Origin of the sequence: Nocardia cerradoensis NBRC 101014 (assembly GCF_000308535.1) — a bacterium.
GTDB classification, from domain to species: domain Bacteria; phylum Actinomycetota; class Actinomycetes; order Mycobacteriales; family Mycobacteriaceae; genus Nocardia; species Nocardia cerradoensis.
The window spans coordinates 1-11,876 of sequence record NZ_BAFW01000110.1; the positions used below are offsets into that span (position 1 = coordinate 1).

Below are 11,876 nucleotides of genomic sequence, written 5' to 3' on the forward strand. Positions count from 1 at the left end.
GATCCCGCCGGTCTACATCCTGACCACGCTGCTGTTCACCGACACCACCTCGCGCGCACGGGCTTTCGGGGTGGTGATGGCGATGGGCGGAATCGGCGCGGCGGCGGGGCCCCTGCTGGGCGGACTGATCGCCTCCGGGCTGGGCTGGCGGGCGGCATTCGCCTTTCAGGCGCTGGTGGTGGCGGCCATCCTGATCTCCACGCGCCGGGTCCGCGACCCGCTTCCACCCGATCCGCACCGCACCCTGGATCTGACCGGCAGCGTGCTCTCGGCGGCCGGCCTCGTGCTGCTCGTGCTCGGAATTCTGGCCGCCGACAACGATATACGGTGGTCTGTGGTGCTGATCGTGCTCGCGGTCGTGGTGCTCGCCGGGTTCTTCCGGCATGTGCGCGTCACCGAGCGAGACGGCGGCGAACCCTTGGTGTCGCTGAGTCTGTTCCGCAGCCGCATCTCGAATTTCGGCTTGGCCACCCAATTGTTGCAGTGGCTGATCCTGATGGGGACCTCGTTCGTGGTCTCGGCGTATCTGCAGGTGGTGCGCGGCTACGATCCGATCGGCACCGGCGTGATCTTCACGGCTGCCACCGCCGGACTGCTGGTGTCGTCGCTGACGGCCGCGCGATTGGCCCGGCTGTTCACCCAGCGAACCCTCATCATGGCCGGCTTCGTCGTCGTGGTCGCCGGCATCGTGGTACTCGTCGCACTGGCCGGGCGCACGCTGAACCCGTGGGCGTTCGCGCCCGGACTGCTGCTGATCGGACTGGGACTCGGCTCGATGCTGACTCCGTCGGTGAACGTCGTGCAGTCGGCGTTCGGCGAGGAGCGCCAAGGTGAGATCTCGGGACTGTCGCGGTGTGTGTCCAATCTCGGATCGTCGCTGGGCACCGCCATCGCCGGCACCATCCTCGTCGCCGGACTCAGCAGCCATGCCTACGCGGTCGCGATGCTCGCGCTCGGCGTGGCCGGTGTGATCGGACTGTTCGCGGCCGCCGGACTACCGCATCGAACGCCGATCGCGCAGCCGTGATTCGCTACTCCGGGGAGGAGTGGCGCTGCACCCAGCTGAGATCGGCGCGCCAGGTGTAGGCGGCCACGATGGCGGAGGCGATGACCGCGGTGTAGAGCATGTCGGCGCCCTCCACGACCAGCGCGACCAGACCACCGATCAGGGCGCCGGCGGCGAACGACAACCATTGCACCGCGTAGCCCAGCCATTCGCGATGGGTGCCGCCGGCCATATGCCGCTCCACGCCCTGGGCGAATTTCACCAGGGTTCCGGTGACGTAGGTGACCGGGATGGATACCTCACCCTTCTTGACGAAGGAGGTGTTGAGCGAACCCATCGCGAACGAGACGAGCAGGATCGGCACCAGGCCCAGATCGGCCTCGTGCCGGTAGAGAATCGTGTCGAGGACGGCGGCCGCGGTGAGTGCGGCGGTGGCGAGCATGGTCGCGCCGTGCGGGTGATTGCGCCACCAGTGCCGGCGACAGAGCGAGGCCACCAGCACGCCGGCCAGAAAGAACACGATCAGGGCGAAGGCCCCGGCCGCGAGGGTGTAGTCGCCGAGGAAGCCGCCGATGACGGCGCGTTCGGTATTGCCGGTCATGAAGGTGACGAAGTAGCCCTCGGAGTGGGTGTAGGCGGCCGCGCCCACGAATCCGGCCAGGATCAGCAGGGCCGAGGCCAGCCGGGTCTCCAGCGTCCAGAACGGCTCGGGGGAGTCTTCGGATTTCGGAGTCACCGCAACAGACTAGCAATACATGCATGAATGTGCATGTATTGGCCTGATGGTGTGCGGGCGGTCACCGCCGACTGCGGGAGTTGTCGGTGACGAGCCGTAAGGTGAGCCCGCGGATCGCGGGTGTCCGGATACGGGAGGTGCGGTGGAGGTCACATGGGGCCAGGTGTTCGCGTGGCGTCTGCGCCGGGGTTTCGTCGAGGCGCGTGACGGCGGCAGCGCGGTGGAGGTGGCGCGGCGCCTGGCCGGGGTGCAGGCGCAGGTGACATCCGCGGCGGAGACCGCGGTGGCGGTGCGACGCGGGGCAGCTCCGGGGGAGCTGGTCCGCGCGCTCGACGCCGGTGAACTGATGAAGACGTGGGCGATGCGCGGAACCCTGCATGCGATGACGCCGGAGACCGCGGCTGCCGCACTGGCGCTGATCGCCTCCGCGCGAACGTGGGAGAAGCCGGCGTGGCAACGCAATTTCGGTGCCGATCCCGGCGAAGTGAAGGCGCTGGCCGACGCGGTGGCCGAACTGCTCGACGGCGGTGCTGTGTTCAGCCGGGCGGAACTGGTGGACGAACTCCTGCGTGACGGCCGCTTCGCGACCATGGGCGAGCAGTTGCGCTCCGGCTGGGGTGCGCTGTTGAAACCCTTGGCCTGGCAGGGAGTGCTGTGCCACGGGCCCGCCCGCGGGTCGTCGGTGACCTTCACCGCTCCCGCGCGTGCGGTGACCGGATGGGCCGGCCTGCCGCCGACCGATGTGGCGGCCGCACATCTGATCCGCGCCTATCTCGGCGCCTACGGCCCCGGCACACCGGAGGCGTTCAATGCCTGGCTCCTGCGCGGGGTGTTGCGCAAAACCACTGTCCGCCAATGGTTCTCCGACCTGGGTGCTGAGCTCACCGAAGTCGATGTCGAGGGCCGCCGGACCTGGATCCGCACCGAGGACGCCGACGGGCTGGCCGCCACCGATCCCACCGACACCGTCCGCCTGCTCGGTCCCTTCGATCAATACGTTCTCGGCCCCGGTACCACCGATCCGGTCCTGCTTCCCCCGGCTCATCGCACCGAGGTCAGCCGGACCGCCGGCTGGATCTCGCCCTTGGTTCTCGTCGGCGGCCGGATCGCCGGGACATGGGAAACCGTCGACGACACCCTCATGGTCAGAATGTTCGACGACGAGCACGTCGACCCGGAGCTGCTTCGAGCCGAAGCCGTCCACCTCGCCCGGGCGACGGGTCGTGACCATCTCGACGTCGGCTGAGACCGCCGAGAGTGCGCACCGAGGCAGGGCGCTGCACAAGACTCGGTTACCCCTTGCCGCACAGTCGATTCAGCTCGCGACGTCTTCTGCGGATCGAACGGCCTCCCCGAGCGCCGCCACGGCGGCGGCGCGGCCCAGATCCAGAGCGCGCAACAGCACCGTGGAATCCCGGGCGACCCGGCCGATCGTGGGCGCGCCCAGCGGCGGGCGGATCTGCAGAATCGACGGGTCGCTCGCCATGCGGTGTTCGTCGGCGGCGAACTGCGCCGCACGGGTGAACCAGCTCTCGGCCACCGTCGGGCCCGAGGCACCGAGCACCCGTGCGACCACGCGCCGCTCGAAATCCGAGGGGATGCTGGGCTTTTCATCGACCCGCCGGGTGCGCAACACCACGATATGGGTGGCGCCCTGGGCGCGGGCCGTGGTGACCGGCACCGATTCGGACAGCCCGGCATCGACGTAGCGCCCACCGCCCACCGCCACCGGACGTCCGGCCAGAACCGGCATACAGGTGCTGGCACGCAGCGCACGCTGCAGGGACGGGATATCGCTGATGTGCGGGCGCAGATCCACAGCGCTGCCGTCGGCGATATCGGTGCCGATCGGGTGGAAGGTGACCGCATTACCGAGGATCGCGGCGAAATCCATCGGCACGATCCGCTCGTACACGGTGTGCACCAGATATCGGGTGTCCACGACCAGACCGCCGCGCAGTGCCCGGGCCGGTGAGATCACCCGCCGCACCACATCCGAATGCCAGGCTCGCCGCGCCCGCGCCGCCCGCCCGCACAGCAGCCACGCGCCGTTCAGCGCGCCGGCCGAGGCGCCGTAGACGGCGTCGAAACAGCGCAGCACCCCGAGTTCTTCCAGGCCGGTCACCATGCCGTGCGAATAGACCCCGCGTGCCGAGCCGCCCTCGACGACCAGCGCCAGCCGGAAACCGTCGGCATGCTCACCGGCACTGCCGCCGCCGCGGAAGCGTTGGCCGATCAGCTCCACCGGGCTCGTCGGCCGCGTACTGTCCGGCATCGCACCACACCTTCCGATCACTGCGTCCAGCTCTGTCTATCACGCCTCGCCGGACGCCTCGCCGCAGGCTCGGGCGGCCGGGGAGTGCCGGGTAGGCTGCGCGGATGCGGATCGAATCGTCGCGTCGCCTCATCGACACCGTGGCCTGGGTGCTGATCGAGGACGGACGGATCCTGTGCGCCCGACCGGACGGCAAGAACGAGTTCTATATTCCCGGCGGCAAAGCGCGAGGGCGAGGAGACCGATCGGCAGACGCTGATCCGGGAGATCTCCGAAGAGCTCACCGTGGTGCTGATTCCGGAATCGATCGCCCACGTCGGCACCTATGAGGCCGAATTGCCCGGCGCCACCGAGGTTTCGGTGCGCATGAGCTGTTACACCGCCGATTACGCCGGAACGATCGAACCCAGTAGCGAAATCGCCGAAATCGCCTGGTTCAGCTATGCCGCCCGGGCCGCGGTGCCGCCCGTCGACCAGGTGCTCTTCGATGATCTGGTGGCGCGCGGACTGCTACCGGCGCACTGACGTCCGGGCTCGGGGGAATCAGTCGGGCAGCAGCGGCACGGACAAACCTTCACCCCGCCCGAGCAGGGCGGCCCGGGTGACGGTTCCGGCGCCGAAGCGGTCGCGCACCGCATCCAGGGCCGCGTCCAGCGTGGTGTCCGGGCCGCCATCCAGCGGCAGCATCAGCTGTCTCGGGTCCGTGTTCTGCAGGTTCGTCAGGGCGAGGCCGATGAGGGTGATGCCGCGTTCCTCGATCAGTGGGCGGGCCGCCGCGAGCAGGGTGCGGGCGGCCTGCAGGATCGTCGCACCGTCGTCGGTGGCGGTCGGCAGAGTGTGCGACCGGGTCGCGCGCCCGAAATCGGCGAAGCGCAAGCGCAGCACCACCGTTCGGCAGATCCGTGACGCGGCCCGCAGGCGGTGCCCGAGCCGATCCGCCAAGCCGTGCAGGTAGGCCTCGATCTCGGCATCGGTGCGAGGCCGGTTACCCAACGCGCGTTGCGCACCGATCGAGCGGCGTCGCCGGCCGGTGTCGACCCGGCGCGGATCGCGTGCCCAGGCCAGGGCGTGCAGATGCCGTCCGGCGGCGCGACCGAGCAGACCGCACAACTCCATCGGATCGGTGTCGGCCAATTGCCCGATCCGGGTGATGCCGTGTTCGTGCAACGTCCGCGCCGTCACCTCGCCCACGCCCCAGAGCCGTTCGACCGGCAGTGGATGCAGGAAGTCGAGTTCGGCGTCGGGTTGCACCAGCAGCAGGCCGTCGGGTTTGCAGACCGCGCTGGCCACCTTGGCGAGGAATTTGCTCCGCGCCACGCCGACCGAGATGGGCAGTCCGACCTCGGCGCGCACCCGTGCCCGCAATCCGGCCGCGATGTCGATCGGCGCGCCCGAAATGCGGTGCAGCCCAGCGACATCGAGAAAGGCCTCGTCGATGGAGATGCCCTCCACCTCCGGAGTGGTGTCGCGGAAGATCGCGAACACGTCCCGGCTCGCCTGCGCATAGGCCGACATCCGCGGCGGCACCACGACCGCGTGCGGACACAAACGCAACGCTTGCCGCGCGTTCATCGGCGTCCGCACCCCGTACGCCTTCGCCTCGTAACTCGCCGCCAGCACCACTCCACCCCCGACGATCACCGGTTTCCCCCGCAACTCCGGCGCGTCCCGCTGCTCGACCGACGCATAGAACGAATCCAGATCCGCATGCAGAATCGCCGCCCGCCCCCGCCTTTCCCCTGCCGCCGCCCCCACATCCGATTCGAACACATGTGCGATCCTACCGCGTCGGCCGATCGCGGTGATGCCGGTCGGCCGGCGCGGTCGCCGGATCCGGCCAGCGCGGCGTAGAGCTGCGCAGCGTCGGTGATGCGGTCGCCTACGTCCGGAAGATGGAGGCCGAGCAGCCGCAGCTCGCGGCAGAGATGCAAGCAAAATCGAAGGGAGGTTCGCCGGATTGAGCGGCTGCGGTGGAGAGTTCCGAAAAAGATCTCCGCCGATGTCGAGAACGGCGAACCGGCTCCGTCCCAGGGGTACGAGCAACCGAGAACGGCCCGCTCGCCGACATCGACACAGGAGCATCAGCAATGGAACAGCACACGATCACCGAAATCCTCAACCGTCCGATCAGCCGGGAATTGCTGTCGCGCGACCTGCTGCGCCTGGCCTATGTCGCCAAGGACGGCACGCCGCGCAACATCCCGATCGCGTTCACCTGGAACGGCTCGCAGATCGTGCTCTGCACCACGAAGAACGCCCCGAAACTGCACTCTCTGCGGCACAATCCTCAGGTCGCGCTGACGATCGATACCGAGGTCCATCCGCCGAAGATCCTGCTCGTGCGCGGGCGTGCCGAGCTGGATGTCGTCGACGGCATCCCGGAGGAATACCTGCAGATGAACGGCAGCTACGAGATGACGCCCGAACAGCGCGTGGAGTGGGAGGCGGAAGTCCGCTCGCTCTACGACGGCATGGTCCGGATCGTCATCACCCCGACCTGGGCGAAGCTCATCGACTTCGACACCACCCTGCCCACCGCGGTCGAGGAGCTGGTCCGGCAGCGGGCCGAACGTCAGCAGGCCTGATCACCACGGCCGGTTCCGTGCCGCCGACATCGAGGAGACGATGATGCCGAAATACCTGTTGCTCAAGCACTATCGGGGTGCGCCCGCGTCGGTCAACGATGTGCCGATGGATCAGTGGACGCCGGAGGAGATCACCGCCCATGTGCAGTACATGGAGGACTTCGCCGCGCGGCTGCAGACCAGCGGCGAATACGTCGACCATCGGGCGCTCTCACCGCAGGGCACGTTCGTCCGGTCCGACGGGGAGGGCCGCCCGCCGATCACCGACGGTCCGTTCGCGGAGACCAAGGACCTGATCGCCGGCTGGATGCTGATCGATGTCGAGACCTACGAGCGGGCGCTCGAACTGGCCGGTGAGTTGTCCGAGGCGCCCGGCGCGGGCGGGAAACCGATCCGCGAGTGGCTCGAGCTGCGCCCGCTGCTCACCGCGATGCCCACGGTGACCGAGTGAACGAATCGCTGCTGCGGGAGCTGGTGCCGGCGGTGATCGGTGTCCTCGTCCGGCGCGGCGCGGACTTCGCGTCGGCCGAGGACGCCGTGCAGGAGGCGGTGATTCGGGCCCTGCGAACCTGGCCGGACGACCCACCGCGAGATCCGAAAGGCTGGCTCGTCGCAGCCGCGTGGCGAAAATTCCTCGATGCCACACGAGCCGAAACATCGAGGCGGGAGCGAGAACTCGCGATCGAGCACGAGCCGCCGACGGGGCCGGTCCCGGGAGCCGACGACTCGTTGTGGCTCTATTTCCTGTGTGCGCATCCGTCGCTGTCGCCCGGTTCCGCCGTCGCGTTGACGCTGCGCGCGGTCGGCGGCCTGACGACGCGGCAGATCGCGACGGCCTACCTCGTCCCGGAAGCGACCATGGCGCAACGGATCAGCCGGGCCAAGCGGCGTCTGGCCGGACTGCCGCTGGACCGGCCCGGCGATCCAGCGACCGTGCTGCGGGTTCTCTATCTCGTGTTCAACGAGGGCTACGGCGGCGACATCGATCTGGCGGCGGAGGCGATCCGCCTCACCCGCCAGCTGGCCGCGGCGACCGACGAGCCGGAGGTCGCGGGACTGCTCGCCCTCATGCTGCTGCACCATGCCCGCCGCAGCTCCCGCACCGGCCCGGACGGGCGCCTCGTGCCCCTGGCCGAACAGGACCGAACCCGGTGGGACACAAGGTTGATCGCCGAGGGAGTCGCGATTCTGCAAGCGGCGTTGGCGCGTGATCGCCTGGGCGAATATCAGGCGCAAGCGGCGATCGCCGCGCTGCACGCCGACGCCCCGACCGCCGCCGAAACGGACTGGGTGCAGATCGTGGAGTGGTACGACGAACTGCTGAATCTCACGGGCAGCCCGGTGGTGCGACTCAATCGCGCGGTCGCGGTCGGTGAAGCCGACGGGCCCCAGGCCGGGCTGGCGGAATTGAACACGGTGGACCCCGGCTTGCCTCGATACGCCGCCGTCCACGCCTACCTCCTCGAACGCGCCGGCGACCTCGAACAGGCCGCCGACCGCTATGCCGCGGCAGCCGGCACCGCCACCAGCGTGCCGGAGCGCGACCACCTCACCCGCGAGGCCGCCCGGGTGCGGGGGCTGCTGCGCCGGCGCACCGAGCAGCCGACGACATTCACCGAGTGAATTTTCGATCGGCGCCGAAACCGGTGTCGTGTGAGAAGGTGAAGTCGCACTCGTGGAACAGGACAAAGGAGAGGCCTTGGTGGAGGCGACGTTCGATGTGACCGGGCTGGTGGGACATCGCTATCGCACCGACGACTTCTACGAGGTAGGACGGGAGAAGATCCGCGAGTACGCGCGAGCGGTACAGGACTTCCACCCGGCGCACTGGAGTGAGGATGCTGCCGGCGAGCTCGGGTACGCCGGTCTGGTCGCACCGACCACCTTCATCTCCACCGTCGCGATGCTGGCCAATCGCAGGCTGCTGGAAACCGTCATGACCGGCTACGACGTCGTCGTGCAGACCGATCAGGTCTTCGAGATGTACAAGCCGGTGCTCACCGGCGACCGGTTGATCAGCGATGTGGAGCTGTCGGCGGTGCGTCGTATCGGCGGCCGGGACCTGCTCACCATCACCAACACGTTCATCGACCGGACCGGTGACGTCGTGCAGCTCATGCACACCACCGTCCTCGGCCTCACCGGCGCGGACGTCGACGCCGAGATCAGCGACACGATCGAGCGCGTCGTCATGAGCGGCCTCGACACCCCTCCCCGAACCACGGCAGCTGCTGCCGCGGCGAACGGCCCGTCGCCGGCGGCTGCGAAATCCGGCACCACTGCGCGTCTTTCGCCGGTCTCACGCACACGCACCCCGCAGACCGCGCTCCGGTTCGGCGACATCACCGTCGGTGACGAACTTCCCGCGCGGTCGGTGACCCTCACGCGCGGCGATCTGGTCAACTATGCCGGGGTCTCCGGGGATGTGAATCCCATCCATTGGCATGCCGAGATCGCCGCGCTCGCAGGGCTTCCCGACGTGATCGCCCACGGCATGCTCACGATGGGCTTGGGAGCCGGCTTCGTCACCGGATGGCTCGGGGACCCGGGCGCGATGACCAGATACAGCGTGCGGCTGTCGAACTACACGGTCATCGAAGCCGCCTCCGCGGGAACGGTGGAGTTCACCGGGCGCATCAAGTCGGTCGACCCCGAAACCAGGACCGCCGTTGTCGTCATCGTCGCGAAGTCGGCCGGCCGCAAGGTTTTCGGCCTCGCCACGGCGGATGTCCGCCTGGCCTGACCTCCGCCACGACCGCCGGGCGAATCAGTACTGGTTCTTGATGACGAAGTAGGAGCCGCGAATCGTGCCCGCCAGCTTCGACTTCTGCCGCGCGAACTTGAACGAGGAGAGTTCCGTGGGGATTTCCATCCCGTCGGACAGTTTGAAGCCGACCGCACGCTTACCGGAATCGTCGATCGAATACATCACGTTGATCGACAGGCCGCTCTCGTAGAAGACGTAGGCGAAGCGAATCCCGTCCGCTTCGAAGGCCGTGGCCTCGAGCGGGCGGGAGGAGATGACGATGCCACGCTCGTCCTCGAGGATCCGGCTCACCCAGTCGACCGTCGACTGGGCCTCCTTCGCGGGCTCCACGGTGAAGACGTGGTCGTACTTGTTCTTGAAGTACCGGGCCTCGTTGGCTCGCAGACCGGCCAGAGCCTGCGCGACGGGCGACGATTCGAGGCCTTCGGTCGATACCGTAGTGAAGTCCACGGCGTAGGTCATGGCGAACTCCTCTGCGAGTGGGTCGGTCGAACTGTACAACGTCGTGCGTCGCGAATCGGGCAGGCTCGGCCTCACTGCGCGCGCGAGAACACTGCCACCAGAAAGTCCGACTCGTCGGTGAACGGGCGCAGATCCCACGTCGAAAGCCGCAGATCAACCCTGAGTCCGGCCCGTTCGGCATCGGCCAAGAACTGCGGGAACTCGTAACCCCGGTCGGCGCCGAACCCGACCACCACCCGGCCGGCCGGAGCCAGATGACGGGCGAAACCGGACAGCACCGCGCCCCGGGTGGAAGGCGCCAGGAATGTCATCACGTTGCCCGCGCACACGATCACATCGAAGTCACCGGCGATGCCGCGGCTCGGCAGATCCAGTTCGGCCAGATCGCCGACCAGCCAGGTCGGGCCGGGATGGTCCTGTTCCGCCGCGGCGATCAACACCGGATCGACGTCGACGCCGACGACGACATGACCGGCCCGGTACAGGTAGCCGCCCAGCCGGCCCGGACCGCATCCGGCGTCGAGGATTCGGCTGCCGCGCCCGACCATCGCATCGATGAGGCGCGCTTCGCCGACGATGTCGGCGCCCTGGGCCGCCATCGTCCGGAAACGCTCCACGTACCACGTCGAATGCGCGGGATCGGCGGCGGTGATCTCTTCCCACTGGCTGGGCGTGCGTCCGCTCATGACGTGTTCCTCTTCTCTGCTCCGGTGCGTGTACTTGACCTTGCCATCGTGACAAGGTCTTCACTGACTGCCGGAGGTGGTCCCGATGAACTCGACCCACAGGAACCCACAGGACATGCGACTACTCGACGCGCTGGCGGCGAACAACTCGTCGACACGGCTGGAGGCGGCATTGGCGCTCGGCACCCGTCCCGAGCCCGGCTTCGCAGATGCGCTGATCGAGCGGTGCGGGATCGAGCCCGATTTCTTCGTGCGCGACATGCTGACTTGGGCGCTCACCCGGCTTCCGGCGCAGGTCACGGTGCCGAAACTGCGTGCGCAACTGGGTTCGGCCCGGCCCCAGGCGCGCAGTCAGGCGCTGCACACCCTGTCCAAGATCGGGGACCGCGGCGCATGGCCCGCGATCACCCGGGAGTTGTTGCACGATGCCGACGACGACGTCGCGCGCAGCGCGTGGCGCGCCGCCGTCGTCCTGGTGCCCGACGCCGAGAAACAGGCCCTCGCCGACGCGCTGGCTACTCAGTTCGGCCGCGGCGACCGCGAGGTGCGATCGAGTCTGAGCCGCGCTCTGGTCGCCCTGGGCGAGATCATCGAGCCGGTCCTGCGCACGGCCATGACGAACCCGGACCCGGTGGTGCGCGCCCACGCGCGCGCCACCGAGGTGCTGCTGCGCGACCCCGACGCCGGTTTCGACCTCGCGATCGGCGAGGCCAGGCGGGTTCGCGCCCTCGGACCGGACCCAGCGGAGTCGACCGCGTGCTGATCGGCGAGGTGGCCCGCTACTCGGGAGTGAGCGCCCGGATGCTCCGGCACTACGACTCGCTGGGGTTGGTGCGGCCGACCGGCCGCACCACCGGCGGCTATCGGGAGTATTCCGTCCAGGACATCCGGCGGATCTTCCACGTCGAGGGTCTGCGATCGCTGGGCCTGTCGCTGACCCAGATCGGGCGCGCCCTCGACGATCCCGGCTTCACGCCGTCCGCGCTGGTGGGCGACCTCGTGCGAGCGACCGAGGAACGGCTGAGCCGGGACCGCGAGCTGCTGGAACGGCTGCGTGCGGTCGAGGCGGCCGAACCCTCCGGCTGGCAGGACGCGCTGCGTATCGTCGAACTCCTGCGCGGACTCGGTTCATCCAATGCCGCCCGGCGGCAGCAGGCCGTCCTCGCTCCGGCGGAGGAGATGCCGGCCGAACTGCTCGCCGAGGCGGTGCTCGCCGAATCCGATCCGTATGTGGCGGGGGCGCTGCGCTGGGCTCTGGCCCGGGCCGGTGCGGACGGAGTGCTCAACGTGGCCTCCGGCCTGGACTCCGCCGATGTCGAGGTCCGGCGTCGCGCGGCGTCGGCGCTGGCCGAGATCGCC

Annotated in this window: 14 protein-coding genes; 9 read left to right on the forward strand and 5 right to left on the reverse strand. The window is 68.8% G+C overall.

The features are described 5' to 3' along the window. Window positions 1–1,027 (forward strand): MFS transporter (locus ON23_RS11725; protein WP_039778133.1); only part of this gene is annotated, 1,027 nt, incomplete at its 5' end. 4 nt (window positions 1,028–1,031) lie between these two features. On the opposite strand, the gene ON23_RS11730 is transcribed toward ON23_RS11725, so the two are convergent. Beyond that, on the reverse strand, window positions 1,032–1,742 hold the full coding sequence (locus tag ON23_RS11730; RefSeq protein WP_083903861.1) for a YoaK family protein: 711 nt from the start codon (window positions 1,740–1,742) through the stop codon (window positions 1,032–1,034). A gap of 142 nt (window positions 1,743–1,884) precedes the next feature. Between ON23_RS11730 and ON23_RS11735 the strand changes: the two genes are divergently transcribed. Continuing rightward, complete coding sequence (locus ON23_RS11735; RefSeq protein WP_039778134.1) at window positions 1,885–2,988, forward strand: winged helix DNA-binding domain-containing protein; 1,104 nt, start codon at window positions 1,885–1,887, stop codon at window positions 2,986–2,988. Window positions 2,989–3,057: 69 nt separating this feature from the next. On the opposite strand, the gene ON23_RS11740 is transcribed toward ON23_RS11735, so the two are convergent. Beyond that, complete coding sequence (locus ON23_RS11740) at window positions 3,058–4,017, reverse strand: patatin-like phospholipase family protein (RefSeq protein ID WP_039778135.1); 960 nt, start codon at window positions 4,015–4,017, stop codon at window positions 3,058–3,060. 267 nt (window positions 4,018–4,284) lie between these two features. On the opposite strand from ON23_RS11740, the gene ON23_RS39220 reads away from it, so the two are divergent. Further along, window positions 4,285–4,542: an NUDIX hydrolase gene (locus ON23_RS39220; protein ID WP_245555933.1), complete on the forward strand. Its 258-nt coding sequence runs from the start codon at window positions 4,285–4,287 to the stop codon at window positions 4,540–4,542. An 18-nt stretch (window positions 4,543–4,560) separates the two neighbouring features. On the opposite strand, the gene dinB is transcribed toward ON23_RS39220, so the two are convergent. Next, window positions 4,561–5,787, reverse strand: coding sequence for a DNA polymerase IV (gene dinB / locus ON23_RS11750; RefSeq protein WP_218001093.1), 1,227 nt, complete (start codon window positions 5,785–5,787; stop codon window positions 4,561–4,563). A gap of 317 nt (window positions 5,788–6,104) precedes the next feature. Between dinB and ON23_RS11755 the strand changes: the two genes are divergently transcribed. The 4 genes from ON23_RS11755 to ON23_RS11770 are packed head-to-tail and all read left to right on the forward strand — an operon-like array spanning window position 6,105 to window position 9,345. Then, window positions 6,105–6,602: a pyridoxamine 5'-phosphate oxidase family protein gene (locus tag ON23_RS11755; RefSeq protein ID WP_039778136.1), complete on the forward strand. Its 498-nt coding sequence runs from the start codon at window positions 6,105–6,107 to the stop codon at window positions 6,600–6,602. Between the two features lie 43 nt (window positions 6,603–6,645). After that, the gene (locus ON23_RS11760; protein ID WP_039778144.1) at window positions 6,646–7,053 is read left to right on the forward strand and encodes a YciI family protein; all 408 of its coding nucleotides are present in this window, start codon (window positions 6,646–6,648) and stop codon (window positions 7,051–7,053) included. Then, complete coding sequence (locus ON23_RS11765) at window positions 7,050–8,225, forward strand: RNA polymerase sigma factor (protein ID WP_039778138.1); 1,176 nt, start codon at window positions 7,050–7,052, stop codon at window positions 8,223–8,225. Before ON23_RS11760 ends, ON23_RS11765 begins: the two co-directional genes overlap by 4 nt. Before the next feature lie 52 nt (window positions 8,226–8,277). Continuing rightward, window positions 8,278–9,345 carry a fused (3R)-hydroxyacyl-ACP dehydratase subunits HadA/HadB gene (locus tag ON23_RS11770; RefSeq protein ID WP_276326889.1) on the forward strand — a complete coding sequence of 356 codons (1,068 nt, stop codon included), beginning with the start codon at window positions 8,278–8,280 and terminating at the stop codon, window positions 9,343–9,345. A 24-nt stretch (window positions 9,346–9,369) separates the two neighbouring features. Here the strand turns inward: ON23_RS11770 and ON23_RS11775 are convergent, their stop codons facing one another. Beyond that, the gene (locus tag ON23_RS11775) at window positions 9,370–9,831 is read right to left on the reverse strand and encodes a DUF8821 family protein (protein ID WP_036501279.1); all 462 of its coding nucleotides are present in this window, start codon (window positions 9,829–9,831) and stop codon (window positions 9,370–9,372) included. A 71-nt stretch (window positions 9,832–9,902) separates the two neighbouring features. Beyond that, a complete protein-coding gene (locus tag ON23_RS11780; protein WP_039778139.1) occupies window positions 9,903–10,517 on the reverse strand; it encodes a class I SAM-dependent methyltransferase in 615 nt (204 codons plus the stop codon). Window positions 10,518–10,602: 85 nt separating this feature from the next. Between ON23_RS11780 and ON23_RS11785 the strand changes: the two genes are divergently transcribed. Beyond that, window positions 10,603–11,280: a HEAT repeat domain-containing protein gene (locus ON23_RS11785; RefSeq protein ID WP_086006892.1), complete on the forward strand. Its 678-nt coding sequence runs from the start codon at window positions 10,603–10,605 to the stop codon at window positions 11,278–11,280. Continuing rightward, window positions 11,274–11,876, forward strand: a 603-nt coding sequence (locus tag ON23_RS11790; RefSeq protein WP_039778141.1) for a MerR family transcriptional regulator, incomplete at its 3' end; no start/stop codon positions are given. The genes ON23_RS11785 and ON23_RS11790, both read left to right, overlap by 7 nt.